Annotated in this window: 24 protein-coding genes, 1 tRNA gene and 4 pseudogenes; 9 read left to right on the forward strand and 20 right to left on the reverse strand. The window is 56.4% G+C overall.

Annotated elements, in window-relative coordinates; genetic code table 11:
- Nucleotides 1–94: 94 nt before the first annotated feature.
- The 8 genes and pseudogenes from R8G34_08155 to R8G34_08190 all read right to left on the reverse strand — a co-directional run bounded on the left by R8G34_08155 (nt 95) and on the right by R8G34_08190 (nt 6,169).
- A complete protein-coding gene (locus tag R8G34_08155; protein MDW3222843.1) occupies nt 95–508 on the reverse strand; it encodes a hypothetical protein in 414 nt (137 codons plus the stop codon).
- Nucleotides 509–532: 24 nt separating this feature from the next.
- Nucleotides 533–757, reverse strand: a complete 225-nt coding sequence (locus R8G34_08160) for a hypothetical protein (GenBank protein MDW3222844.1) — start codon at nt 755–757, stop codon at nt 533–535.
- A 243-nt stretch (nt 758–1,000) separates the two neighbouring features.
- Complete coding sequence (locus R8G34_08165; GenBank protein MDW3222845.1) at nt 1,001–1,846, reverse strand: MBL fold metallo-hydrolase; 846 nt, start codon at nt 1,844–1,846, stop codon at nt 1,001–1,003.
- Between the two features lie 124 nt (nt 1,847–1,970).
- A pseudogene (locus R8G34_08170) lies at nt 1,971–2,150 on the reverse strand (integrase).
- 292 nt (nt 2,151–2,442) lie between these two features.
- On the reverse strand, nt 2,443–3,126 hold the full coding sequence (locus tag R8G34_08175) for a hypothetical protein (GenBank protein MDW3222846.1): 684 nt from the start codon (nt 3,124–3,126) through the stop codon (nt 2,443–2,445).
- Entirely contained in the window at nt 3,104–3,409 is a 306-nt protein-coding gene (locus R8G34_08180; GenBank protein MDW3222847.1) for a hypothetical protein, read from the reverse strand. Before R8G34_08180 ends, R8G34_08175 begins: the two co-directional genes overlap by 23 nt.
- A gap of 426 nt (nt 3,410–3,835) precedes the next feature.
- Nucleotides 3,836–4,993: an amidohydrolase gene (locus R8G34_08185; GenBank protein MDW3222848.1), complete on the reverse strand. Its 1,158-nt coding sequence runs from the start codon at nt 4,991–4,993 to the stop codon at nt 3,836–3,838.
- 360 nt (nt 4,994–5,353) lie between these two features.
- Nucleotides 5,354–6,169, reverse strand: a pseudogene (locus R8G34_08190) (IS110 family transposase).
- A gap of 256 nt (nt 6,170–6,425) precedes the next feature.
- Here R8G34_08190 and R8G34_08195 point away from each other — a divergent pair.
- Nucleotides 6,426–6,920 (forward strand): DUF4262 domain-containing protein, encoded by a 495-nt coding sequence (locus R8G34_08195; protein MDW3222849.1) that lies wholly within the window; start codon nt 6,426–6,428, stop codon nt 6,918–6,920.
- Nucleotides 6,921–7,096: 176 nt separating this feature from the next.
- Here the strand turns inward: R8G34_08195 and R8G34_08200 are convergent, their stop codons facing one another.
- Both R8G34_08200 and R8G34_08205 read right to left on the reverse strand, forming a co-directional pair.
- Nucleotides 7,097–8,281 carry a benzoate/H(+) symporter BenE family transporter gene (locus tag R8G34_08200; protein MDW3222850.1) on the reverse strand — a complete coding sequence of 395 codons (1,185 nt, stop codon included), beginning with the start codon at nt 8,279–8,281 and terminating at the stop codon, nt 7,097–7,099.
- Between the two features lie 218 nt (nt 8,282–8,499).
- Nucleotides 8,500–9,133 (reverse strand): annotated as a pseudogene (locus R8G34_08205) (tyrosine-type recombinase/integrase).
- Nucleotides 9,134–9,315: 182 nt separating this feature from the next.
- Between R8G34_08205 and R8G34_08210 the strand changes: the two are divergent.
- Nucleotides 9,316–9,786: pseudogene (locus R8G34_08210) on the forward strand (transposase).
- 85 nt (nt 9,787–9,871) lie between these two features.
- Here the strand turns inward: R8G34_08210 and R8G34_08215 are convergent.
- From R8G34_08215 to R8G34_08240, 6 genes are all read right to left on the reverse strand, one after another.
- On the reverse strand, nt 9,872–10,657 hold the full coding sequence (locus R8G34_08215) for a hypothetical protein (GenBank protein MDW3222851.1): 786 nt from the start codon (nt 10,655–10,657) through the stop codon (nt 9,872–9,874).
- A 207-nt stretch (nt 10,658–10,864) separates the two neighbouring features.
- A complete protein-coding gene (locus R8G34_08220; GenBank protein ID MDW3222852.1) occupies nt 10,865–11,704 on the reverse strand; it encodes a hypothetical protein in 840 nt (279 codons plus the stop codon).
- Nucleotides 11,701–11,988, reverse strand: a complete 288-nt coding sequence (locus R8G34_08225) for a hypothetical protein (GenBank protein MDW3222853.1) — start codon at nt 11,986–11,988, stop codon at nt 11,701–11,703. Before R8G34_08225 ends, R8G34_08220 begins: the two co-directional genes overlap by 4 nt.
- 83 nt (nt 11,989–12,071) lie before the next feature.
- The gene (locus tag R8G34_08230; GenBank protein MDW3222854.1) at nt 12,072–12,863 is read right to left on the reverse strand and encodes a hypothetical protein; all 792 of its coding nucleotides are present in this window, start codon (nt 12,861–12,863) and stop codon (nt 12,072–12,074) included.
- Between the two features lie 371 nt (nt 12,864–13,234).
- Nucleotides 13,235–13,320: transfer RNA gene (locus tag R8G34_08235), tRNA-Leu, on the reverse strand.
- 136 nt (nt 13,321–13,456) lie between these two features.
- The gene (locus R8G34_08240) at nt 13,457–14,788 is read right to left on the reverse strand and encodes a peptidoglycan-binding domain-containing protein (GenBank protein MDW3222855.1); all 1,332 of its coding nucleotides are present in this window, start codon (nt 14,786–14,788) and stop codon (nt 13,457–13,459) included.
- 327 nt (nt 14,789–15,115) lie between these two features.
- On the opposite strand from R8G34_08240, the gene lipB reads away from it, so the two are divergent.
- Nucleotides 15,116–15,832 (forward strand): lipoyl(octanoyl) transferase LipB, encoded by a 717-nt coding sequence (gene lipB / locus R8G34_08245; protein MDW3222856.1) that lies wholly within the window; start codon nt 15,116–15,118, stop codon nt 15,830–15,832.
- On the opposite strand, the gene R8G34_08250 is transcribed toward lipB, so the two are convergent.
- Nucleotides 15,805–16,239 (reverse strand): response regulator, encoded by a 435-nt coding sequence (locus tag R8G34_08250; GenBank protein ID MDW3222857.1) that lies wholly within the window; start codon nt 16,237–16,239, stop codon nt 15,805–15,807. The two genes, lipB and R8G34_08250, sit on opposite strands and share 28 nt — an antisense overlap.
- A complete protein-coding gene (locus R8G34_08255; protein ID MDW3222858.1) occupies nt 16,239–17,489 on the reverse strand; it encodes a HAMP domain-containing sensor histidine kinase in 1,251 nt (416 codons plus the stop codon). The genes R8G34_08250 and R8G34_08255 overlap by 1 nt, the downstream gene beginning before the upstream one ends.
- A gap of 299 nt (nt 17,490–17,788) precedes the next feature.
- Between R8G34_08255 and ctaD the strand changes: the two genes are divergently transcribed.
- The 4 genes from ctaD (at nt 17,789) to R8G34_08275 (ending at nt 21,775) form a co-directional block, all read left to right on the forward strand.
- Nucleotides 17,789–19,459 (forward strand): cytochrome c oxidase subunit I, encoded by a 1,671-nt coding sequence (ctaD, locus tag R8G34_08260; GenBank protein ID MDW3222859.1) that lies wholly within the window; start codon nt 17,789–17,791, stop codon nt 19,457–19,459.
- A gap of 263 nt (nt 19,460–19,722) precedes the next feature.
- Nucleotides 19,723–20,463 (forward strand): AraC family transcriptional regulator, encoded by a 741-nt coding sequence (locus R8G34_08265; protein MDW3222860.1) that lies wholly within the window; start codon nt 19,723–19,725, stop codon nt 20,461–20,463.
- 68 nt (nt 20,464–20,531) lie between these two features.
- Nucleotides 20,532–20,912 carry a VOC family protein gene (locus tag R8G34_08270; protein ID MDW3222861.1) on the forward strand — a complete coding sequence of 127 codons (381 nt, stop codon included), beginning with the start codon at nt 20,532–20,534 and terminating at the stop codon, nt 20,910–20,912.
- 380 nt (nt 20,913–21,292) lie between these two features.
- Nucleotides 21,293–21,775, forward strand: a complete 483-nt coding sequence (locus tag R8G34_08275) for a DUF2244 domain-containing protein (GenBank protein ID MDW3222862.1) — start codon at nt 21,293–21,295, stop codon at nt 21,773–21,775.
- Between the two features lie 23 nt (nt 21,776–21,798).
- On the opposite strand, the gene R8G34_08280 is transcribed toward R8G34_08275, so the two are convergent.
- Nucleotides 21,799–22,257: a GatB/YqeY domain-containing protein gene (locus R8G34_08280; GenBank protein ID MDW3222863.1), complete on the reverse strand. Its 459-nt coding sequence runs from the start codon at nt 22,255–22,257 to the stop codon at nt 21,799–21,801.
- A gap of 224 nt (nt 22,258–22,481) precedes the next feature.
- On the opposite strand from R8G34_08280, the gene carA reads away from it, so the two are divergent.
- Nucleotides 22,482–23,642 carry a glutamine-hydrolyzing carbamoyl-phosphate synthase small subunit gene (gene carA / locus R8G34_08285; GenBank protein ID MDW3222864.1) on the forward strand — a complete coding sequence of 387 codons (1,161 nt, stop codon included), beginning with the start codon at nt 22,482–22,484 and terminating at the stop codon, nt 23,640–23,642.
- 98 nt (nt 23,643–23,740) lie between these two features.
- Nucleotides 23,741–25,636 carry a glycosyltransferase family 2 protein gene (locus R8G34_08290; protein ID MDW3222865.1) on the forward strand — a complete coding sequence of 632 codons (1,896 nt, stop codon included), beginning with the start codon at nt 23,741–23,743 and terminating at the stop codon, nt 25,634–25,636.
- Here R8G34_08290 and R8G34_08295 read toward each other — a convergent pair.
- Complete coding sequence (locus R8G34_08295) at nt 25,633–26,280, reverse strand: GntR family transcriptional regulator (protein ID MDW3222866.1); 648 nt, start codon at nt 26,278–26,280, stop codon at nt 25,633–25,635. The genes R8G34_08290 and R8G34_08295 overlap by 4 nt on opposite strands.
- Nucleotides 26,281–26,333: the final 53 nt, after the last annotated feature.

The raw sequence follows: 26,333 nt of genomic DNA on the forward strand, positions 1-26,333 counted from the left end.
AAAACCCTGACGACGGACAGGACAAGCCTTGATCTCACTTTTTGACTGTAGGTCGTTGGCCTTGCGTACGCCGGGGTTTTTGAATTTCAAGACATCAAGCATGTGCCGTTTTCCCCTTTGGTGTGATTTGAAGTCGACCTTTGCGCCACGCGAGATAGACGATCGTCACGGCGAGCATCAAAAAATCGCTACCTGACAGGACAGGGCCCATCGTCTCAAGTGCAAGCGATGTCGAAACACCCAACCCCAGCATGGCAACCCCAACGACCCATGTCGGCGTGGCACAGCATACAACCCAGCTCATGGTCGCGTTGGTCATGGCCACAAGCACCGCCCCGAGGCCCGTCGTTGCCCGCAAGGTCGCCCCAGCATTTGCTGCGCATTTGTCCTGTTTCGTCAGCGCAAGGCACCAAGACACCATCGCGCCGAGAACAAAGAGCACGATCAAGCGCGATGGAATGACATTGAGACTCCATTCCGAAATACCGGTGCCGAAATCATAATTCATGTAACCGACCTCGATCAGCCATTCTTACCAGATGATGCGCGCTATGTCGTTCCAGGAAGGCGTGGACTGGATGATCCACGATACATTTCCGAACCAGCTGTAGAAGGTAACAAAATTGGGCAGGTTCTGAAACCGGACCATGAGCGCCAAGATCATGAACACCTGAAACAAGAGCGCAAGAATGAGCCCGTGCAAGACCATCGTTTTCCAGTTGAGGCTGAAATTGCCCCACAGGGTTTTCAACGTCACTATTACCGTGTCCTATCCTGCCATTTGAGCATCGGACACGTGAACATTTTTACAGCAGCGGTTGATGCCGTACCCGAGAATCCAATCACAAGCATACCGACCACGATGTCCTGACAGTTGATGAGGCTGTTTGCATTCCAGGTGAAGTATCCGATACCGTGTTGGCCCGAGATGATTTCCCCTGCGAGCAGTGAGAACCAGCTGACCCCCATGCCGATGGCCAACCCGAAATGGAGGGAGTTTTTATGTGTCCTCTTCCCACCGAAACACCTCGCCATTCGCTCGCACGCGACCGATAGAGGGCAAGATGAAGTGAGTGCCGAGGACACGGCAGTTGGCCTCGGAGGCCGCCTCGAGGAGAGCGCGGCGTGAGGTTGCAGCTTGGTCGGGATCGGTGTCGTAGATGAAGTGCCAATCTGGGTGCCAGCATTGCGCGGTAGTGTGCAGGGCATCACCAGTGATAATTGCCTTGGCCGCACCGCTCTTGATCAGAACCGAGACGTGGCCAGGTGTATGACCTGGCGTGGCGATGAGGGAGACATAATCGCCAAGCTGATGGCCGGAGGTGACCATCTCGCTTTGACCTGCAGCAATGACCGGTAACACGCTTTCGGTGTAGCTGTCGGTGGCCATCGCTGCGAAGGCGGTATTGTCCGCGTCAGGCAACAAGTAGCGGGCGTTCGAGAAGGTAGGCACCCAGCGGCCATCCTTGAGCTCGGTGTTCCAGCCAACGTGGTCGGTGTGTAGATGGGTGCAAAGCACATAGTCGACATCGTCCGCGGTGACCCCGGCGGCTGTGAGTGATGCCATGAAACGGCTGTCGCTTCGACCGGTCCACGGGGGATAGCGGTTGGTCTTGTGGTTGCCTACGCAGGCGTCGACGAGGATCAGGTGCGATGGAGTTTTCAGAAGGAAGCCCTGAATGGGCAGGATGAGTGCGCCGGAAGCCGGGCAGATAGCGCGGGGATCGCGAGCCTCAATTAGTGCGGCGACATCAGCGACATCTGGGAAGAGGTCCTCGGCGGGGAGGTAGGGCGCGTTGATTTCGAGGATACGCCAGATTTCAACGTTTCCGATACGGCACAGCATGAAGGGTCTCCTTGGTTTTTCGTAAAGTGCGCGTATTTGGCATGAATGACCAGAGATGGCGGGATGGTTTGAAATAGGATTATTGTATTGCCGTAACCGCAACGAACGGCGGCGATGTCCCGCATAATTTGCTGTCGATGGCCATATTAAACAGGGCGAGATCGCGGTGATTTTCAGCAGGTTCGAGTCGCACGCGGATCGCCCAGACGTGCTTAGACTTGAGTGGTCGCTTCTGACCCACGATACGCCCTTTGTTCCATGCAGGGCGAAGTGCTTGGATGGCAGGTAAGTTTGGTGTTTCCATGACTGATCCTCCAATCCGCCATGCCCTCCCACAACGACAACGCGACGTTGACGGACGCAGTGTATCACAGGATGTTGCGCTGCCTCTGACGGCAGCAGAGAGCCCACACTGACTGATGCTGCGCCGCGAGCCAACGTCTGCCCTTCGGGCTCGGCCAAAAACATGACAAAATTAAGAGTAGTTTTAGCATGCAATTGTGGCGCAAGACCCTTCTACGATTCCGGCGCTAGTCCTGTTTCTAAAAGAATGGCCGTTCTTGACACATAGGTATTGGCTGGTGTTTTCGTCCAGACTATTGGCGTTGGCGGTAGGCAGGACGTGAAAACCGCATCCACTGTAACGTACTGAATGCCACAAGTAGAGCTGCCGACAATGCAAGTATAATAGCAGACCGAAGATCGAAACGCCTGACATTCATCATAGAGAACGTGTATCTCAAGGTGCCTGTCCTCACTCCGATTGCATGATACTGGTTCTCGCCTACCGAAACGATCGTGCGACAACTGCGAAAATCTACCCACCTCGCTCCCCGGCATAAGTTTCCATCATCATCAATATACCAGTCCCATTCTTCTTTTTCGGCGCTATGATCCGCGTGATCGTAGATCATCGTACCGTCCTCGAGATATTCAGCGCGATACCAAGTATTTGGGCGTCCCTCGAGAATCTCTTCACTGCGTTGAACAATCCTATCTGTCTCGGAGTTACCAACGATCAGTTCTCGCACTGCATCACCACTTAACCGGATTGGGTTCTCGGCAGATGCGTCAAAAAAGAAAGGCTCTGGACGGACAAAATTATTGAGGGGCCGTATGCTGTCGGCGGTACTCGCAAGAAAACCAAGAAATGCCGGGATCGTTATGATTACAATTGTGACCGGATGTTCTTCTAGATAATCTTGGAGCCGCTTGAAAGCGGTTTTTCCCGCTGACTTGTCGTCTTTGGATTCTGGCTTAAGTTCCGGTTCGTGCAACATCGAGAATAGCTTGGGCTGCTGAGACGGCTTCAGAAATGCGCATTCGAATACCGCCAACCGGTACAATCGCGTTAACGCCGGGGCTTCGTTCTGATGTTCGTGGCATCTCCGCGTCCCCGGCACGGTTCGCGTCAATCCAGTAGGTTTGGCCGCGAATGCCGGTCAGTGTTGTGTAACTTGCAAGCTCTGCCTGAAGCGCTGGTCCGACGACATTGATCTCTTCCAGAACCATGATGCGCGGTTTAAAAATTGCAGACCCTGTGACACCTTCCGGCGTTTCCATTTCCCAAGAAAATGCCGCTCGTGCCCTTACAAACTGTGTTGCGGGAACCTCGACGGACGATCCGTTCGGTCGTGTGAAACTTGCCATTTCGAAGCACTCATGATTCCTTCCAACATTCTCTCTGATGGGCTGGCTTGTGTGAAGCCTCTATTCTACGGTGACACCTTCGCATATGCTGCGTAGTAGATCCTGTTAAATCTCATGAGCGGTGGAGTTTTCCGCCGCTCAAGCATTCCAGTCAAAAACTCGTAAGATTTTGCACCGACGATAACGGCCGATATTGGTACTGCCAATTCGATTGAGCTGACCTTGGCGCTGGCGCCGCGAATGTCTCCTTCGACGGGCCGCACCGCAGCATGCCGTCCCATGAGTGAATGGCCGGTTTGGGCCGGTTTCACTTTTGGATGGGGCCGGACAAGCCCTTCCTCACTTTCTGGAAACAGGCAATCGGCTTCGGACAAGCTCCACGAACCATTTAACGCTGGGTACAAGTGCGGCATCATCGAAGTCGTACGTTGGACTGTGCAGAGGCGCGCTGTCTCCGTTTCCAAAATTGAAGAAAGCACCCGGAGAGACCTTCAACGCTTGTGCAAAGTCTTCAGATGCTCCCATGCGAGGTGCTTCCGGATTGGTACTCTTCTCGCCAAACACTGTCTCTGCCGCTTTAAGACCGTGTGCTGTTGCTTCTGGATTATTAACAAGTGGAACAAAAACCCGGTCGTAAGCGATCTCAGCTGCGCAGCCATGACCATCTGCTAGCCCATTCACAATTCGGCGCATTGCGTCCTCAATAGTATGGCTGACGGTATCACTGAAATGGCGGCAATCCCCTTCAATGTACGCCTCGCTCGCAATTGCGTTCTTGATGTTGTCGCCTTCGATCGATGTAACAGATACAACAGCCAGCTCTGCAGGATCGATCGTCCGAGACACGATCATCTGAAGCTCAGTCACAATCGAACACGCACATAGAATTGCATCCTTGCAGTCGTGAGGCCGTGACGCGTGGCCGCCGCTGCCACGGACAGTAATTCGAAATCCATCTTCGGCGCCCATGAACGGGCCGGGCTTCGTTTCAAATGAACCAACTGGAAGCCCCGGCTTATTGTGTAGACCATAGATTTCATCGAACGCTAGTCGCGAACCTAGCCCGTCTTGGATCATGGCCTTCATTCCTTGGCCCCACTCCTCTGCGGGTTGGAAAACGAACCGTACTTTACCGTCAAATCCGCCGTAATTGGCCAAAACCGCCGCTGCGCCCAACAGAATTGTTGTGTGTCCGTCATGGCCGCATGCGTGCATCAAGCCAGGCTTATTTGACGAATACGGGAGGTTTGTCGTCTCATGGATTTTCAGACAGTCCATATCCGCGCGCAGCGCTATGATCCGATCGCCATTTCCACACTGCAGGGTCGCAATGACACCTGTTCCACCTACGCCCGTTTCGATATCTTCAATGCCAAACTCCCGCAGTTTTTCGACGACAAAACGAGCAGTGGCTTCTTCTTCAAAGCCAAACTCGGGATTCTGGTGCAGATGGCGTCGCCATTGCAGCATAGCATCAGCAAGTTCACTGGAAACCAAACTTCGATCCTCACTCTCTCTTCTGTTTACGATGTTGATCGCTTGCTAACTCAAGTTCAAGGTCTCAGAGAGTTCCTGCTGCTGCGTGCAACAACCTCAAATCGAAACCAATTTCGTGTGTCGATAGCTCCTGCATAGCAAGACATTTTTGATCTGATCTGTGCATTTGTCAGCTGTAGTCGTGTGTCCGGCCTGTTTGCGCGGTTTTCGACCGCTGGCCCTGATGGGTTCCGCAAACCCGGTGCCCTACGGCGATGCGGGCTGTAGCGCCCGTGACATTCGGCGGGATGTCCTGGTTCTGGCGGCAGACTTATGCACCTTCATCTCGCGGCTCTTGCTAACTCTTTGTTTTCTTTCTTTCTAAGCCGTGTGGGGCTTATAGGGTTCGTTGCGTGTCAGTACAGCCCAGACGATCCGAGCGGTTTTGTTGGCCATAGCGACGGTCGCAAGACGTGACGGTTTGCGTTTCAGCAAGGATGTAAGCCATTTGCTGGCGCCTTCCGGATGGGACCGCACCAACGCCGGGTATCGTGCGCAACAGGCGTACCCGTTCATCTTCTTTAGCCACTTGCTTCAAACGCTCGTCATACCAGCGGATCCGCTGGTGCAGCGCCATGAGTTACTCAGACAGATTGTGGATCACTTCATTGGCAATGTCTGGCAAATCAAGCACTTCACCCAGGGTGATATCTTCGGCAAAGCCAATCACCCGAGCGAGGCCCCTTGGAATGTAGATGCCAAACTCGGCAACCAAGCCACGCAAACCATCGATCAACTGTGTCCTTTGGCGCACCAACAGATCGCGCACTCGATGCAGCGACAGTAAAGATTGTTGTTCAACGGTCTTGATCGCTACAGAGCGCATTGTTGGTCGGGTCACCGCTTCACAAATCGCTTCTGCATCAATCACATCTGACTGGCCGCGTTTAACATAGGGCTTCACATACATCGGCGGGATCAACCGTACGTCGTGTCCCAATGCGCTAAGTTCGCGAGCCCAATGATGGGCAGTGCTGCAGGACTCCATACAATGACGCAGGGATCTAACTTTTTGAAGAATGGCAAAACTTGCACCCGCCGCAGAGGGCGGTTGAAAACAACGGTTTCCTCATCATCGATGCCGTGCACCTGGAAAACGTTCTTGGCCAGATCAAGGCTGATCGTGGTAACTTGCATGGGGTGGCTCCTCTCATAAGCAGTTGTTGACACCTGCACTAGGGCGCATCGCGACAGCGGTTGGAGCAGAAGCCATCCACCCCATCGGCAAAGCGGGTTGCAACTGCAGCATTGGGCGTCGCAAACGGACGGCTGCTCTGGGCCGTATCCCGTACTTCCGACTACGTTTACCATGAGTCCACGGAGGGATTGCGTCCAAGCCGTCGGTGAGAGACGTTAACAAAGTGTTAACGATTGCTCCAATGGGGGAACAGGTATGCAGACCAAGTCGCGTGTAGAAGTCGACGTTGAGTCATGGGTCCAAAAGATGATCGCCAAGAACGGTTATGCTCAGATCTCAAGACATGGTCCTTCTTCGGGATTGCCGGGTTTTGCGTTTACAATCGGCCTTGAACACTCGCGACAGGTCCCCGAGCTGATCTGTGTAGGCGTCGCGCCAGATATCGCGGCACAACTGTTCGCGATCTGCATCGAGGGCCACGACGCGTCGCTCTGTGACTTGGCAAGGGGAAACCAGAGCGTTTCAGGGCTTGTAGAAGGCTACAGTTTGCGTTTTCGTCGCGTCAGCCCGGCAATGGTATTGAAAGCAAATGAGGTTCGCCCCAATCGCCCCGAAGACATTTCGGACATGGTGCAGCTCTTGCTGCCCGACAATAACGGGTTTTTCCCAGGAGACGCTGAATGTGATCCTGGAATTGCCGCTTCGCAAGACACCGATTGGCTTTTAGCGTCGTCAAACGGGCTAAGCTGAGGGCTTTCGACTAAGTGTCGCAAACCGCCGTATGAGCAGACTGAAGAAGCCGCATCGTAACAACTCATATCCTAGGTCAGTCGTCAGTTCAGTGGCCCGCAGGCCTCCATCAAGATCGCTAGAATCGTCCCGCTGTGATGATAGCCGTCATATTGCGCGTTGGTTTTGCGGATTGCCTAATGATCCACTGTTTGATTGGCCATCGTTTTGGATAACCAGATGAGCACGCCAACAACAACGCCCCAGAACGCGCCACTTACACCGAAAAGCGTCATGCCGCTTGCTGCAATCAGAAACGTCAATGCTGGCGCCTCCAACTGAGCGGGTTCGTTGAATGCAGCCGAGAGTGAACCAACCAACGCAGGGACAAGCGCAAGTCCCGCGACCGCAGTGATCAGAGCAAGCGGTGCGAGGCTTGCCAATGACGTGACAACCGCGGCGGCAAATGCCAGTACCACATAAACGATGCCTGATGTGATCGCGGCCCAGTAGCGGCTTGCTGGATCGCGCCCGGCGTCCTCACCCGCCATCATCCCTGCTGTGATCGCGGACATGTTGACGGGAAGCGATCCGAACGGTGCAAACGCCAGACTGACAAGGCCGGTTTTGCGGATCAGAGGTTGGCGTTCCACCGGATAACCATTCAGTTCCAGCACTGCAAAACCGGGGATATTTTGTCCTGCCATTGTGACTAGATACAGCGGGAGGGAAATTGAAAAGAACGACTGGATCGTAAAGACTGGCATAACTGGGGCAAAGGCAGGAAGCCATATGACTTCTGTTTGATCAACGTTGCCCGACGTATCGACGGCGAAATAGAGAACCACTAAAAACGCAAGTACTGCAAAGGGCATCGCGGCAAGCCTGTTCCATGTCAATCCAATCAGCCAAGCGACGAGCACGGGCAGCACCAACAATGGAATGGAGCCGAGCGCAAGCGCCGGGGCCAGGCACAGCTTGAGCAAAACACCCGCAAGCAAACCGTTGGCAACCGGTTTCGGAATAGCAGCTACGATCCGGCCGAGGGTTGGGACCAATCCGGATAAGACAAGCAACACAGCACAAAAAATCAGCGCCCCGACGGCCTCGCCAAAACCGCCCGGCAAAGTGGCCGTTGCCGCAAGAAATGCAGCTCCAGGCGTAGACCAAGCCACAGCCGCGGGAATGCGCGTTACAGCAGGCAGCCAGATGCTGCAGATTCCCATCCCGATGGTAGCAAAGAACAACCCTGTCGTCGCCTGCTCGCCCGTGGCACCCATCGCCGTTAATCCCGCCAGAACAATGGCAAATGACGCTGAATATCCAACGAAGGCGGCGAGTAACCCCATGGAAATAGACGGTATCGAAAGATCTCGGAACATTGGATGAAAACGCCTTGGCTTGGTTCTTTCGCACCTTTATCGCACTCAGCTGAATTTACCACAGCCGTCATTCCAAGTCGCTAAATCTGCGTTGTCGATCCTGGTGCATTTGATTGCTGCACAAAGCGAAGGAGGTCCGCTCTCGGGAACCTGCAGCGCAGCGCGGATGTTCCCAGCGAATGGCAGGTTTGGGCCGCCCCTGTAAGCGGCCCCTTTTGTTAGATCTCATTCGCTTCGGCGATGGCCAAAGCGTCCTCAAGTTCAACGCCGAGATAAGGGACGGCGCTGTCCATCTTCGTGTGACCGAGCAGAAGCTGCACGGCACGCAGATTGCCCGTCTTCATATAGATCTGCGTTACCTTGGTTCGGCGCATCGAATGTGTGCCGTATGCTGTTGCCTCCAAACCAATGGATGTCACCCAGTCACGGACAATCCGTGCGTACTGACGTGTCGAAATATGCAGTCGTTCATGGAACCGGCCAGGCCAGAGGTATTCCGACCCAACCATCAGCTCATCCTCCCTCCATTTTTCGACAGACGCCCGGGTCCCCTCAGAAATTTCGAAGCGAACTGGTTTTTTGCGTTTTGCTTTGAAGCACTGATGCCCGTTCTTTGATTTGGCCCGACTCCATGACATCGACCACTTTCATCGTCACCAGATCACAACAGCGAAGCTTGCTATCAATAGCCATGTTGAACAGAGCTAGGTCGCGATGGTTCTCGGCCAGTTCAAGTCGTACCCGGATCGCCCAGACGCGCTTTAGTTTCAGTGAGCGCTTCTGGCCGACGATGCGGCCCCTGTTCCAAGCAGGGAGAAGCGCGCGAATGGCAGGTAGGTTTGGTGTTTCCATGACTGATCCTCCGATCCGCCATGCACTCCCACAACGACAACCCGACGTTAACCAACGTATCTTATCACAAGATGCTGCGACCGATCTGACTGCAGGCTGGAGCCGATTTTATTGAAAAACTCTTCCTTGATCGACGGATGACCTGCTGATTCAATTCTCTCAACGAGCAGGAGGATCTGGCGATGATGGGACCAAAGCAGGAAGCACAGGCTGCACTGTTTTACGAGTTTTCGCTGGAGGATCATGTCCCGCAGGGTCACTTGTTGCGGTCGATAGATCGCTTTGTTGATCTGAGAAGCATTCGGGCGCATCTTGCGGACTTCTACAGCTACACGGGCCGCCAATCGATTGATCCTGAATTGCTGATCCGCATGCTGCTGGTAGGATCCTGCTTCGGCATCCGATCCGAGCGGAGGTTGTGCGAAGAGGTGCATCTGAACCTAGCCTATCGCTGGTTCTGCCGCCTTGATCTGACAGACCGCCTTCCAAATCATTCGACTTTTTCCAAGGACCGGCACGGTCGGTTCCGTGAGAGCGATCTGCTAAGGCATGTGTTCGAGACAACCGTGGCACGCTGCATGGAAGAAGGGCTTGTCGGTGATCAAGGTTTTGCTGTGGACGCCAGTTTGATCAGCGCCGACGTCCAGAAACAGAACTCCAGCAACCCGGAGGACTGGGCAGCACGCGACACCGATCCGACGACAGCGCCACGAGCGGTGCGCGAGGACCTGGGTACGGCTAATAGCGAATACGGATCGTCAATCGACCATCTTCGCCAAAGATCGCGGACGCGAGTAAGACATCGCCACCTGAGACCTCGTGCAGTTTCGAGAGTGTACCAATAAGTCGGTCTCCTGCCAGAACGCAGATATGGCGCCCACTCATAGAAGTGGTAAGCCGCAAACCCGGAAAGAGGCGGTGCCCTATGACCGCGCCGTAGCCAAGATGAACATTATCGATCGCCACTATGACGCGCCGAAACTGGCGTTGTCCCGATGCCTCCCGAAGCAAATGCGCACAAAGAAAAGGTTCTACGGTCCATCGGCTTTTCCTTTGGAAGCGCTCAAGAAAGCGAATTAAAGACGGCTCAGTTTCGGCAATATCGGCTTTTGCTTCATCAAAGGGTCGCGTTTCCCCGCGTTGTGCCAGGAACCATGCTGCGAGCGCGTGTGATCGGCGGGCCAATGGACCGATTGAGCCGTCGAAGCCCAGCCAAAAGTCGCTGGCCGATATTGTCGAGGCACGCGCAAGTGCAAGACGTGCTGCTTCTTCTGCCGGCATAGCGTTGCTCTTGGCAGTTGAGAGCCAAGCATCCGTGGTTTCCGTGTTGGCCGACCCAAGGTCGGAGAGAAACAGAGTCGCCCAGTTGGTTTGCCAGGGTGCGTTTTCGTGTCTGCCCGCGATCTGCGCCACGTATTCTGCGGCGCCACTTGGAACGTCGCCAAAGGGCGGGAGCGGCCAAGCGAGTGAATGGCGCGTGCGGTGGAAACCCCGGATGACCGGCAAGGCACGAACAGCGTCCACCGGAGTCCCGCTTTGGCAAGCATCAAAGAACCAAGACCGTGTGCGCCCCGGGTCAGCTGAAAAGTACAGCTCGAAACAGTCGGAATCACGCCATGGGGCGGCCCACCCGGGCCGGAGTGAGATCATTCCCACCTGGCCGATATACTCGTCGAGAGAATGCCCCGCCTCCGTATTGTCCTGTAAAATCTGGGCTCTTTCCTCAAGAACTTAGCGGGCTTTTTCTGTGTCCAGTTCACAAACTTTATGGCGCCCTGAAAGTCCGATTGAGGTGAGACCGGCCTCCACGATGGAAACGGCGTCGGGATCCAGTAAAAAGTATTCGTCGCGATGGCGAAAGAAGTTGGCCCCGGACTGCGCGACAGCATGGTCTACCGGTCGGAGATAACTATTGTACAGAAAGGCGAAGGCATCATCGACCGTGGGAAGACCGCCATCGTTTCTTGCGAGTAGGCGGCTCAAAAACTGAACCTGTTCATCGATCACTCCCGCAGAGGTCATCACCGTTTGAAGCCGTTTTGGTGTGGCACTGTTCTGGAAGGCTGTGACGTCGACCACTGTGACCTGATCACCGTAACCCACTTCAAGTAAGTCCAGGGCAGCAATCTCCAGTTCCTCAGCACCGTCGACGGGGGCTTCAAATGCAGAAACACGTTCGTTGTGGAAGCCGAACCCAAGTATTTTGTCTCTCAGGTGCCCAAGCATTAGCTTTGGAGCCGCATCTGCAATCATGGCGTGTGTGGCAAGCCGAAGCGATAGCGGCAAAGCCATCGCTTTCAAAGAGCGCCCACTTTCACGTGGGACTGGGAAACGTGCCGGTGCTGCAGATTTGAGAGTACCGCCGCGCCAAACAACTTCGAGTTGGTCGACAAACAACTGCCTGTCGAGCCGAATGTCTTCAAAAGAAATCGGGTCGACCAGCCAGTCGTCAAATTGATCAGCTGTGCGGACTCCTCCTGGCCCTTCGCCAACTATGCCGCCGAACAGCCATTCGAAATTGGGCGTTCCGCCACCATCAAGCCTGAGAACAAGACATTCCATTTCACTCACTCCTGCTCTGGTTTTATCGCTTCTTTGGACTTGAATGAGACGATCAGATGCAGCCCTAAACCAATGACCAGAGCGGCGGTCGCTTTGAGAAACAGGTCGAATGGTGCGTCTGGTGCTAGCGCGTTCCAAAGTGGCACATGTGCTCCGGCGAGGTTGGTTGCCGCGCCAACCGCGCCGCCACTTAGCAGCATGATGCCAATGAGACGCGGTGCTGAAAACGGCAAGCCGCGCGCCCAAGCGGCAACGAAGGCACCTGCAAGCGCCAAAACAGCGAGCCATGTCACTTCATGTGTGATCCGACCAGCGTCGTTGGCGAGTGAGCCATGTTGCCACTCGTCCCGGACGATTCCAAATGCCCGTGCCTTTTCTACGCGAGCCCTAATGTAAGCGCCCGGCCTCCGAGCATGATCGTCGCATTTCCGTTCTGTGGAAGAGCATAAACCGCATCAAGAAGCGCGCTCCAACTGTCTGCGCCATATGAACAGGAGCCGGTGGCCGAACTGGAACAGGAAATTCCAAGGCCCGCCGCACCTACTTCCGCTGCACGCGCCGCTGCTGCAAGCAGGGCTCTCTCCAGTGCCACCGCTGCGTCACGCTCATCTGGCGCAGGAACGGCAGTGAAAACCAGAGCATAAAGTCCAGTTCTTTGGTGTGTGGTTGAATTGGGAGAGATAGAGAAAAAAACAGGGCGCTCGAATTCAGGGCCGGTCCCGTCTCGCAGAAACTCTACGAATTTGGCTTTCAGGACAAGATCCTCGGTCGTAGGCCTAAGTCCAGGGATCTTTTCCCCGTTGGCTAAACGCATGTCGAGCAGCTTGCGGATCTTCAGCAACGAGGTCTGGGCATTCCAGTGAGGGGAACCGCGGGGCCATAAATTCATCACTACCGTGTCGATACGCGGTCCATCCACGCCGAAATCTTCCGGGTGGAGCAGGTCGGCTGTAGTAAACCAAACGCGCTTCCCCGTATCAGACCAGAGCGGAACAGGTTCAGTTTCTGAGGCTGTGATAGCACCGATTTCAATCCGACCATCGTACAGGCTGGGCGCTTGGACAACGGTAACGGCGAGAATGAGAGCGGGCAACATAAGAGCTGCAAGCCACAAATGCGCACCAAGCGACGCATCCTTCGGAGCAAGTGGCTTCTCGTTGGTAATCATTTCCAAAATTACTGTCTCAATCCAATGACAATCCCGACCGCTAACGCCCTAAGTCAACTGGAGCAGTTTGTTGCAGGGCAAATATGACCCCTGTGCCTTTGTCCTAACATAGCAAGTTAAAGGGCCTAAGACGACGATGGAGTATAGCGAAAAATTGTGCTGCGCGTCTTCAGAGCATCTCATCTCATTCCGATAAGCCCGGGCCGCTAGATCTGCGCTGATTATGTGCGTCACCGCAAATCATGTTGGGTTTTTTAACGTCATGTTTTGGGAACGTGGAGCGCAACAAGTTATCGATCTACAAGCTGCTATTCAGGATATACCCGCGCCAAACAAATCAACGTGCGACACGCTGCCTTCGAATGCGCTATTGGTGCGGATGAGAAGACTCGAACTTCCACGGGTGTTACCCCACAGCGACCTCAACGCTGCGCGTCTACCATTCCGCCACATCCGCACGTTTTAGAAAGGTCCCGAGTCTTTAGCCTGCTCCCGCCGTGTTGTGAAGAGCCATTTTCATCAAAATGCCCCGACGGTGCAGAACCATCGGGGCATGGGCAGGATCGTTTGGTCCGCCGCATCGGGCGCGCCCATCACTCCGTGACAGAAAACACCGGCATCACACCCGCTTGTGCCGGGGCCTGGCCCGTCAGCTGCAAGGAGGCTTTGCGCAGAATATCCGTCCGCTCGGGCTGACCGGGTACAAATACCGCATCCGCTCCTGCGTCCGTTGCAGCCAGCGCGGCTTCATACCACGGACCTGAAGCGCTTACGTTCTTCAGCGTGCCAAAACCCAATGCCAGATGGTGGCCCATCAATTCGCCGTACACGGTCTCACCGAGGGAATAGAGGATCAGCGCCGAGCCCAGCGCCACATTCATATTATCGGTGCGATATCCGACGCCCAGACAGATTTGCGCGGTGGCCGACATCTGCTGCGCCGAGGTGCCGGTCGAGGCGACGAAGCCGGATACGTCACGGGACACGATATCGCGCGGCTTGACCGGCAACTCATCCACATAGGGCTGCACGACCGGTCCGAAACCGTCACATTGCTGTGCGACCTGTTGTGGCGTGAACCCATTGACTTGGCTGATCAATTCTTCGCTGCGCGCAATGGCATAGGTACGCGCCAGGCAGAACTGTTCGTTCAGCGCCGCAGTCGGGTCGCTCATCGAGGCTGCTGTGGTGTAACCGTTGGTGCTGGTCAGCAGCGACACGGTATTGCAATGCGATGCCAGCGACGCTTCGGGCGTGCCACTTTCGAAAAAGTTCGGCAGTGCCGTGCTTGACTGTGCGGCTGCCGGTGCGGCCGCCGCAGCGACAACCTCAGGCGCAGGGGTAACCACCTGCGGCGCGGGGGCGGTCACTGCAACAGGGGCCGGTGCCTGCACAACCGGCGCCACGACCTGAGGAGCAACCGCCACGACCGGGGCTGCGGGCTGTGGCGCGGATTGTGCCGCCAACTCATTGCGATAGGTTCTCAGCAGGCCACGCGCGCCCTCCGGGCTCTGGGCGACCAATTGGGTGGTCTGATACCCGCCCGCCTGGGCACGGTTGTAAGAGGTCACCAGAAAATTCTGCTCAAACGGGGACAATTGCCCGGTGGCCGGATATCCCAGATAGGCCTGATAATTGGCAACGGCTGCGCGCGACTGACGCCCCAGTTGCCCGTCAACGCGACCTGCGTTGAACCCGAAATAGTTCAGCGAAGCCTGGATCTGGCGACCTTCCTGTGTCGACGGGATACGTGATCTGTAGGTTCTGGTTTTCTTTTTCTGGGCGTTTTTTGTCGCCGCATGGCCCACAATACCACCGATCAGCGCCCCCGCGATGAAATCACCCGCATCAGCAGTCGCCCGCGCTGCGGGCATAACCGCCACCGAGGCCGCTAGGACTGTAGCCGTTAAACCTTTGGAAAACATAAAAAATCTCCGCCATAAAATAAAAGTTAAAAAAACGTATCATAGGAAGCGATTCGACCGAAGCCCCGGCTGGCAAACTTTTGCCTGCCTGCGGCGACTTGCAGCACAATCGCTCACAATTTTTATAACACGTTCAGAGGGTCAAAAACCAGTGAAAACCCGCGAAATCGGTGTGATTAACGCCTAAGATTTCAGGTAAAAACACCGCCCTCCTTCGGGGAAAACCACCTCCTGCGCGCCGCATACCTTCATACCTTCGCCAAAACGCAGCATCTGCCGGGGCGGAATTGACTTTGCCCCGGTCGCGGGGTGCGCTAGAGGATCGCCATGGTGGAATGGATCACAAGCGACGGTCTGACGGAATTTCGCGCGGCCGAGGCGTGGATGGAGGCGCGCGCCGATGCCATTGCCCTTGGGCAGGCGCGTGAATGCATCTGGCTGGTGGAACACCCGCCGCTCTATTCTGCCGGCACCAGCGCCAGGGCTGAGGATCTGGTCGATCGGGACCGGTTTCCCACCTATGCAACGCGCCGTGGCGGGCAATATACCTATCACGGCCCCGGTCAACGCGTCGCCTACGTGATGCTGGATGTTGGCGCGCGCGGGCGCGATGTGCGCCGGTTTGTGGAACAGTTGGAAACCTGGGTGATCCAGACTTTGGCGCAGTTCAACGTTAAAGGTCATATTCGTCCCGGTCGGGTCGGTGTCTGGGTCGAGCGCCCCGACAAGCCATCACCCGGCGCGGGCGCGATGGCTGAGGATAAAATTGCGGCCATCGGCATCCGGCTGCGCAAATGGATCAGCTTTCACGGCATTTCGATCAATGTGGAACCCGACCTGACCCATTTTTCCGGCATCGTGCCCTGCGGGATCACCGAACATGGTGTCACCAGCCTGGTTGATCTGGGCTATCCGGTCACGATGGCGGATGTGGATGTGGCGCTGCGCCAGCAGTTTGCCGGTGTTTTCGGGGATCAGCCCACCGCAGCAGAAAAAGGCGGGCACGCCGCGCGCCTTCAGCAACAGCTCGCTGAAAATTCCTGATAGTCTTTCACGAAAACAACAATGTCCTCGGCGTGGATCGGCTTGCTGATGAAGCGAAAGACATTCGGATCGGCCTCGGCACGCTCCTGATCTGCGCGCAACACCGATGTGGACAGCATGATGATCATCGGCTTTACCGGCTGCGCGGCGGCGTCGAGCTTTGCATATTCCTGCAGGAATTCGAACCCGTCCATGCGGGGCATGTTGATGTCCAGCAAGATGACTTCCGGCAAGGGCGCGTCTTTGATCGTTTTGTCGTTCAGATATTCCAGCGCGGCGATGCCATCCGTTGCAATATCCACATGATCCACCAGACCCGACCGGTCAATCATGCGCGTATGCAGCAGGTTGGTCACCGTGTCATCCTCCACCAGAAGGATTGTGCCGAGATGATCTCCAGATGCCATCACGCAGGTTCCGGTCTGTTGGGCAATCGGAACGAAAAGCAACTGCCCTGCCCGACCTCACTGGATACCTCGATGGTCCCGCCTGCCCGTTCCAGAACACGCCGGATGGCATAAAGGGACACGCCCGCACCCTCCGGGGTGGCATGCGCGCGCTTGAACAGTCCAAAGACCTTGGCCTCGTCACGGGGCAGATCAATCCCGGTGCCATTGTCGATGATCGACACCTCCACCCCCTCCGCACAGGGGCGCGATGTGATGGTGATGCAGGGTCGGCGCTCCGGCGCGTGGTATTTCAGGGCATTGCCGATCATGGACTGCAGAATGTTTTCAGCCTCGCGCGGCATGAACCAAATGGTCTCGACTTCGAGATCCAGTGATACATTCGATTTGGTCTTTGCGATCTGGAACTGCAGGTTTTCCAGAACATGCGCCACGACGCTGTCCAGATTCACGTCCGAGAAATCCGTCAAGGTCGCGGAATGGGCCTGTGCAACGCAAATCAGCGCGTCCAGCTTGTCGCTGGCCTGTTCGCAGACATGGCGCATCCAGCCCAGTGTTTCAGCATGTTCGGCAGGCAGATTGCTTTGTGCTTCGGACAGGATATGGGTCAGGCTGGTCATGTTGTTGACCGGCACTTTCAGATCATGGGTCGCCACAAACGTCAGGTCTTTGAAGTCCCGGTTGATGTCGCGCAGTTCCATGGTGCGCTGTGCGACACGCATTTCCAGCTCATCGTTCAGCGCTTCCAACTCGGCGGTGCGCGCCGCAACACGCGCTTCAAGCTCCTCGTTGGCGTCCCTGAGCCGAATTTCTGTGATTTTTTGTTCTGTAATATCAACCGCGATTCCGATGTGGCGCAGCACTGATCCGTCAGCGGCAAGCTCAAAAACTGTGTCGACGCTGCGCAACCACTTTTCAGTGCCTGCTCTGGACGTCACCCTGTATTCAAAGGTGCGTTCGGCGCCAATTGAAAGGCGGCTGAGCTCCGCCAGATAGGCGAAAAGCGCTGCGTGGTCCTCATCATGCACCAGCGTTGGAAGCAATGCGTCACCCATTTCGCGCGCTTCTGCCGGCGAATACCCCAAAAACTCGGCAATGGTGCAATTGGAATACTCATTGGACATTGTCGCATGGTTGAAAATATAGATGATGCCCGGGACCAGCTCACCCACTCTCGTCCAGAACGCCAGACTGGTCACATCCACGGATGCGGCCGTCTGATGATTATGATGAGACTGGACTGCCTGCATGATTGTTAACTTGTCCCCTCGTCTCCCCACGGCGGAGGAAAAATTACACACCCACCTCAGATTGGCGCAGGAACGTTAATCGCCCGTGAAGGAATGCATTGATGAATAAAATTGTAGGGAGAACGTGAGGAGGTAAGCACGCTCGCATGAGATTAGAATAGAACAGCCAAAAAAATTTTGCGGCTGCGACGATTACGATCATTGCTCCTCTGCGCAACTCCCTCTAAAACCGGGGAGACTCGGATGCGCAGCCTGGGAACCGTTGCGTGTCATTTAACAGCTACTCAGGAGGCAAGAGCATGGCAGACGCAGCCGTCCACGGCCACGAACACCATGATGAACGCGGGTTCTTCACACGCTGGTTCATGTCCACAAATCACAAAGACATCGGTATTCTCTATCTGATCGTCTCCGCCCTGGTGGGCTTTGTATCGGTGGCCTTCACCGTCTACATGCGCCTCGAACTGATGGACCCGGGCGTCCAATACATGTGTATGGAAGGCGCGCGTTTCTTTGCCAGTGCCGAGACCTGCACGCCCAACGGACATCTGTGGAACGTCCTGATCACCGGACACGGTATTCTCATGATGTTCTTTGTGGTCATCCCCGCCCTGTTCGGCGGATTTGGCAACTATTTCATGCCGTTACAGATCGGCGCGCCGGATATGGCGTTCCCGCGGATGAACAACCTGTCGTTCTGGCTCTATGTCGCAGGCACCACGCTGGCGATCTGCTCGGTGCTGTCACCGGGGGGCAATGACCAGCCGGGATCGGGCGTGGGCTGGGTGCTCTATCCGCCGCTGTCGACCAACGAGGGCGGCTTCTCGATGGACCTCGCGATCTTCGCGGTGCATGTCTCCGGGGCCTCCTCGATCCTGGGCGCGATCAACATGATCACCACTTTCCTGAACATGCGCGCGCCGGGCATGACACTGTTCAAAGTGCCGCTGTTTTCCTGGTCGATCTTCGTTACAAGCTGGCTGATCCTTTTGTCCCTGCCGGTTCTGGCGGGCGCGATCACCATGCTCCTGATGGACCGCAACTTTGGGTTCACCTTCTTTGACCCTTCTGGCGGCGGGGATCCGGTGCTCTATCAGCACATCCTGTGGTTCTTTGGTCACCCCGAGGTCTACATCATCATCCTGCCCGGTTTCGGCATCATCTCCCATGTGATCGCGACTTTCGCGCGCAAACCGATCTTTGGCTACCTGCCGATGGTCTGGGCGATCATTGCCATTGGCGCGTTGGGTTTCGTCGTCTGGGCACACCACATGTATACCGTCGGTATGACCCTCAACCAGCAGGCCTACTTCATGCTGGCCACCATGGTCATCGCGGTGCCCACAGGCGTGAAGGTCTTCTCTTGGATCGCCACCATGTGGGGTGGATCGGTGGAATTCAAAACGCCCATGCTCTGGGCTTTTGGCTTCCTGTTCCTCTTCACTGTGGGCGGTGTGACCGGCATCGTGCTGTCACAGGCCGCTGTGGATCGCTATTATCACGACACCTATTATGTTGTGGCGCACTTCCACTATGTGATGTCGCTCGGGGCCGTCTTCGCCATCTTCGCAGGGATCTACTTCTACCTGCCGAAAATGTCGGGCCGCATGTATCCTGAATGGGCGGGTAAACTGCACTTCTGGGCCATGTTCATCGGGGCCAACCTGACCTTCTTCCCCCAGCACTTCCTGGGCCGTCAGGGCATGCCACGCCGTTACATCGACTATCCGGACGCTTTTGCCTACTGGAACCAATGGTCGAGCATCGGGGCTTTCCTTTCCTTCGCTTCCTTCCTGTTCTTCTTCGGGATCATCGCCTGGACCCTGCTCAAGGGCCGTCGCGTGACCGAGAACAACCCGTGGAACGAATATGCCGATACGCTGGAATGGACCCTGCCCTCGCCGCCGCCCGAACACACCTTCGAGCAGCTGCCAAAGCAGGAAGACTGGGACAACAAACACGCGCACTAGCGTCCTCAAGCAGCGCAGCGTTAGGACATAAAACCGTCCTCAAGCAGCGCAGCGGCAGGATGTAAAACCATCCTGAAGCGACACGGCGACAGGCAAATTTCAGCCTAGCGTGAAATTTCAAAGGCCCCGGAGAAATCCGGGGCCTTTTTCATCGCGACATCCCAACAACCCCGCCCCCGGCCATGCCCAGCGCCCCACTCTGTCAGCCGGCGGCGCAATGCTGTATCAAAGCGTTCGGACCCCAGCACAAGAAGCAACCAGACATGTACGATCCAAAAGGCAACGGGAAAGATAAATCCGTTAAAACAGTGGCCTTTGTCGAGGCCGAACCACCGGCCCATCTGCGCGGCATCGTGCATCGGTTTCTGGAACTCAAGACCACCGGGACGCTGGCTGAGGATTACAGGTTTCACGCCCTGCCGGACGCCTGCGCCTATATCGTGTTTGACCAACGCAACCCCGCGATCACCGGCGTGTCAAAGCTGCGCGCGGAATCCGAGGAATTCAATCTTGGCCGGTCCTTCCACTTCGTGAACATTCGCTTCCTGCCCGGCGTCTGGCAAAACGAAGTGGAGCCGCTGTCCTACGGCATGATCGCAAACCCCTATCGCGGCGCACTGGGCCTGCGCGACATCAACCAAACCCTGAAGGGGCGTGATTTCGAGGATCAGCAAACCCTTTTGATCGACCTTGTGGACACTCTGCTGGACCGCAAGATGGTGGCGGTCAACCCGGTGACCGACCGGATCTTTCAGCACCTTGATGACATCGCCTCGGTGGCGGATATGGCAGAGGTTGCGGGCCTGTCGGCACGGCAATTGCAACGCACCCTCAAACGCACTACCGGTTTTGCGCCGCATGACTTTGTCAAGGTGTTGCGCCTGCAACAATCCCTGAACGGCACTGACACATGGTCTTATGCCGACCAGTCCCACTTCATCCACTCGTTTCGCAACGCCACAGGCTACACACCGGGAAAATACTCAAAAAAATTCGATGTCTGAAATCTACAATACGCATGCCCGGGGGCTTGGTATTTGAGGGGCATAACCTCAGACAAAGGATTTGAAAAATGACCAAGATGAACGCAGTTGGATGGTTCGACATCTATGTGGATGACATGGAGCGCGCGGTGACTTTTTACGAAACCGTATTGGGGGCCAAGCTCGAGGCGATGGGCGATCCCACTGGCGAGTCCCGGATGATGAGCTTTCCCGGCGACATGAGTAGCTATGGGGCCGCCGGGGCCTTGACCAAATCGCCCCACTCCAAGCCCGGCGTGGGCGGCACAACGATTTATTTCATGGCTCAGGATTGCGCGGTGGAAGAGGCCCGTGTGGCTGAGGCTGGCGGCGTGGTCATCCGGCCCAAGTTCTCCATCGGTGAATTTGGCTGGGTCACCCTGTGTCAGGATACCGAAGGCAACATCTTTGGCCTCAACTCGATGCAATAGCGCGCCAGGACCCCGGCGCACCGGTGAGGCCAGAGATGTGACAGCACGGGGACCTTTTTTGGGGGTGCCCGTGCCGCACCTGTCTGGGCGAGGTTCGGGTCATCCCGGCGCTGCGGGTCTTAACCCTCTTTTCATGTTTCACGCCGTACGCCCTGTTAAACCCGACATCGGCGTACAATCGGTGTACCGGTTGTGTACAGCTTGTGTACGGGTGGTGCATCGCCCGCAGACGTTGTTTTTAGGGCGTTAACTTGCGAGTCGCGCTCCGGCGGGAAATCGCCCCACCGTACGTTGCGCGCCGCCCGGTCAGAATGTCACCTTGCGCGCAGGTCAGGCACCGCGATACGCTGTGGCAAACGAGACCGGTAAACTGACCGCCTATGCCCTACCAATGGACATCCGCCCCCGGGGATACCCCCCAGACGCTCAAGCTCTGGCCGCATAACTCGCTGCCCGCGCGCGGCATGGCGGCCTTCGTGCTGAGCACCTTCACGCTGATCTGTATTCCGACCCTGCCGCTGCTCGGATCACCGATCCTGTGGGGCTTGTTGCCCTTCCTGCTGGCGGCGGTCTGGGGCATCTATTACGCGCTGCAGCGCAACCACCGCGCGCGCCAGATCACCGAGGTGCTGACGCTGGATGAGGACGACGCGCGACTCACCCGACAAGAGCCGTCAGGCAAGGTTCAGGAGTGGGATTGCAACCGCTATTGGACGACCATCACCAAATACGAAAAAGACGGGCCGATCCCGCATTACGTTACCCTCAAGGGCAAGGGCCGTGAGGTCGAAATCGGAGCATTTCTGAGCGAGGAAGAACGGGTATCCCTCTATGATGAATTGCAAATCGCCTGGCGTCGTTAAGGGCCCGTCGCCACCCTCAAAATTCAGGTCAGACGTGTTTTCACCATCGGGCCAACCGATCCGAAATCCATCTGTCCGGTATACTTGGATTTCAGGATCCCCATGACCTTGCCCATGTCGCGTATGCTCTTGGCGCCGGTCTCGGCGATGGCTTCTGAAACCGCTTTTTCTGCTTCATCTTCAGAGAGTTGACGCGGGAGGAACTCTTCGATCACTTCAATCTCGGCCTGCTCACGCTCGGCCAGATCAAGGCGTCCACCTTCCTCATAGGCGCGCGCGCTTTCAAGCCGTTGCTTTGACATCTTGCCCAGGATCGCCAGCACTTCGCTGTTGGGCACGCCATCCTCATTGCCCTCCGCCCGTGCCGCGATATCCTTGTCCTTGATCGCTGCATTGATCAGGCGCAGGGTGGACAAACGATCCGCTGCCTTGTCCCTCATCGCCTGTTTGAGCGCCGCAGAGACTCTTTCGCGCAATTCCATCGCAATGCATCCTTCAAAAGTTGACCGCATGAGGTTTTGACCGCGGTGAGGTCTGTTCGACCCTTGGACCATATCCAATGCATCACCGGGCCGCAATACGATCCCCGGCGTCACCTTGTGTCAGCCTGGGTCATTTTCGGTCTGCAATGGGCCTTGACCCGCCCTTGTCCGGCGTCTAGTTTCCGCCAGATTTCACTGCCGCCCAGCCCCCGAAAGGATCGCCCATGCAGCCCTCTGCGTCCGACCGCCCAACCGCTTGTCTGGCGCTTGCTGACGGGACTTTGTTCTATGGGGTCGGGTTTGGAGCCACGGGCCAGACGGTTGCGGAACTGTGCTTCAATACCGCCATGACGGGGTATCAGGAAATCATGACGGACCCGTCTTATGCGGGTCAGATCGTGACCTTCACCTTTCCCCATGTCGGCAATGTTGGTGTGAACCCCGAAGATGATGAAACCGGGGATCCGGTGGCAGACGGCATGATCGTCAAATGGCTACCGACCGACCCGTCGAACTGGCGCGCGGTACAGGACCTTGATACCTGGTTGACCTCCCGCAATCGTATCGCTCTTGGGGGGGTCGATACACGCCGCCTGACCCGCGCGATCAGAGCCTCCGGCGCACCACATGTGGCCTTGGCGCATGACCCGGAGGGCAGCTTCGACGTTGCGGCACTGGTGGCCGCCGCACGCGCCTTCAGCGGCCTTGAAGGCCTTGATCTGGCACGTAAAGTCACTTGCGCACAGTCCTATCACTGGAATGAAATGCGGTGGGCCTGGCCCGAAGGATACGCTCCGCAACGGCAGGCGAAACACAAGGTGGTTGCCGTGGATTACGGAGCCAAACGCAACATCCTGCGTTGCCTTGCCAGTGCTGGATGTGATGTCACTGTGCTCCCGGCCACTGCCAGTTTTGACGACGTCATGGCCCATAACCCTGACGGTGTTTTCCTGTCCAACGGTCCAGGTGATCCCGCAGCGACCGGCGAATACGCGGTGCCGATGATCCAACAGGTTTTGTCGGATACAGAACTGCCGTTGTTCGGGATTTGCCTGGGGCACCAGATGCTTGCGCTGGCGCTCGGCGCTGAGACGATCAAGATGAACCACGGGCATCATGGTGCCAACCATCCGGTCAAGGATCATGATACTGGCAAGGTTGAAATCACCTCGATGAACCATGGCTTTGCCGTGGATGCGCAAACCCTGCCAGCGGGCGTTCTGGAAACGCACACCTCTCTCTTTGACGGCTCCAACTGCGGCATCCGCGTGGATGGTCGGCCCGTTTGGTCGGTACAGCATCATCCCGAGGCGAGCCCGGGCCCGCAGGACAGCTACTATCTGTTTGAGCGCTTTGCGCAGGCGATGGCAGAGCGAGCAGCCTAATCCAGCTTTGCCCGCCCAAGTAGAAAACGTTAATTTAACAGATCTTTAACCGCGTTCTGACATTTGTCTTGTGTTGAATTTTAGCAAGGCATTCACAAATGAACACCCTGCGGCTGGTTGTGTCCGACCCGGTGCCCGAACCGGAGTTGGCAGCACCCGCGATCACATATGAACCGATTGGGCGAATGCTGGTGGAGCGAGGTAACATCGCGGCCACCGATCTCGATCATGCGTTGAAAATTCAGGGCCATATCGACGCGCCGCTGGGTGAGATCATGGTGTCTGAAGGTCTGCTGGACAAGCGCGACCTGCTCAGTGCACTGGCAACACAGTGTCACGCCCGGGGGGCCGATCTGGACCTCGACCCACCGGCCGCCAAGATGGCCGCCTGCCTGCCCGCCGAAGTTTGTCTGCGTCACGGGGTCGTGCCGTGGAAGCGGGAAGATTTGCGGATTCTCGTGGCCACCAGCAGCCCGGCGGATTTTGCAGCGCTTTGCCAAACGATGAAGCGACGGGGGCTGTCGCTGTTCCCGGTGATCGTGGACGAGTTGCAAATCCAGTCGCATATCAACCGGCTCTACGGCGCAGAGCTGGCTCAAAAGGCGGAAGTCCGTGTGCCCGAGGTTGAAAGCTGCCGCAATTGGGGTCCAAGCGGCCAGAACCGGTCTGTCTGGGCATCAACAATCTGCCTGTTAACGCTGGGGGCTTTGCTTTGGGCGCCCCTGTGGACCTTCACTCTCGCGGTCCTTTGGGCGGTCCTGACACTGGTGATGACGACCGGCATGAAAGCAGCCGCCTTCGCCGCGCAGCTCTCTCAGAAAAAGCCCGTCAGGAAAGACAATTTCGATCTGCAGTCCGTCAAGTTTCGCCTGCCGCGTGTCTCTGTTTTAGTGCCGCTTCTCAAAGAAAAGGAGATCGCCAGTCATTTGATCAAGCGGCTGAGCAGACTGACATATCCAAAATCACTGCTCAACGTTGTTCTGGTCCTGGAAGAAGGCGACGAGACGACACGCGCCACTATTGCGCGCACGGAATTGCCCGACTGGATGAGCGTCATCGAGGTGCCCGGTGCAGGCGATTTGACCACGAAACCGCGCGCTCTGAATTATGCCCTCGATTTTTGCCGGGGCAGCATCATCGGCGTCTGGGATGCGGAGGATTGGCCAGAAGCGGATCAAATCGAGCGCGTTGTCAGTCGATTCAACGAAGCCCCGGAGAATGTCGTGTGTTTGCAGGGCATTCTGGATTATTACAACGCGCGCACCAATTGGTTATCACGCTGCTTCACCATTGAATATGCCACCTGGTGGCGGGTCATCCTGCCCGGGATCGCCAAACTGGGTCTGATCATTCCGCTTGGTGGCACCACATTATTCTTTCGCCGCGACGCTTTGGAACAACTTGGTGGATGGGACGCCCATAACGTCACTGAAGACGCAGATTTGGGCGTCCGGCTGGCGCGGCACGGGTTCGTAACGGAGTTGTTGCCCACTGTGACTCATGAGGAGGCGACCAGCCGTGCCTGGCCTTGGGTGCGTCAACGCTCGCGCTGGCTCAAAGGGTTCATGATCACCTATTTCGTGCACATGCGGCACCCGCTGAAACTCCTGCAAGATATTGGATTCAAAAAGTTTCTGGGGTTTCAAACGATCTTTCTGGCATCGTTTTCCCAGTTTGCCGCCGCCCCGTTACTGTGGTCTTTCTGGTTGACGCTCGCCGGGGCAACACATCCGGTTGAACTCACTCTGGGAGTCTCTGCGATCTGGGTTTTGATAGGCCTCTTTGTCTTTTCTGAACTGCTCAGTATGGCCATGGGTTTGTTCGCTGTGTCTGGACGGACGCACCGGCATCTGATGCTCTTTGTTCCCACGATGATGTTCTATTTCACTCTCGGCGCTCTCGCGAGCTACAAGGCGTTGTGGGAAATGGTGCGATCGCCGTTTTACTGGGACAAAACACAGCATGGCGTATCACGCCAGCCCGACGTCGATTAGCCCTCTTCTTCGCGCCGTGCCGCATCCTGTTTTAGGCGGGTCATGAAGGCCACGGAAATGTGGTCGCGCAATGCGTCTCCCGCGCCTTCGGCATCCTTGTTTTCAATGGTGCGAACGATGGCATCATGCTCGGATTGTGCGATCTCCCCGCGCCCCTCCGCCGCCAGCGACGTGGTCGCCATCAGCGCCATTGTGCGGTGTACCAGGTCCAGTTGCTGGACAAGATAGCGGTTATGTGATGCCAGATGAATTTGCTTGTGAAACCGCCGGTTGGCACGCGCCAGAGCCGCCGGATTATCGGTCAAAGCATTGTCTGCCTCCACCATCTCGCGCAGGATGCGCACCTCTTCTGGCGTCGCGTGCTGTGCTGCCAACCGCGCGGCCAGACCCTCCAACTCGCGGCGCACCACATAAAGCTCCGCCATCTGATTATGGTCCAGTGAGGCCACGATCAGACTACGTCCATCTCGCGCCAAAAGAGATTGCGTTTCAAGACGTTGCAGCGCTTCGCGGATCGGTGTGCGCGACACTCCAAAGCGGTCGGCCAACTCGCTTTCAACCAACCTGTCACCGGGGCGGTAAACGCCAAGATCAATCGCGTCGAGGATCAATGAATATGCATCTGTCTGCTGTGGTTTTTGCAAATCTGTGATCCTGACTTTTTCAAATTGTTCCCGCACTTTAACGAGGCGATGCA

It is taken from the genome of Paracoccaceae bacterium, from assembly GCA_033344815.1.
In the GTDB taxonomy this organism is placed as follows: Bacteria; Pseudomonadota; Alphaproteobacteria; order Rhodobacterales; family Rhodobacteraceae; genus Roseobacter.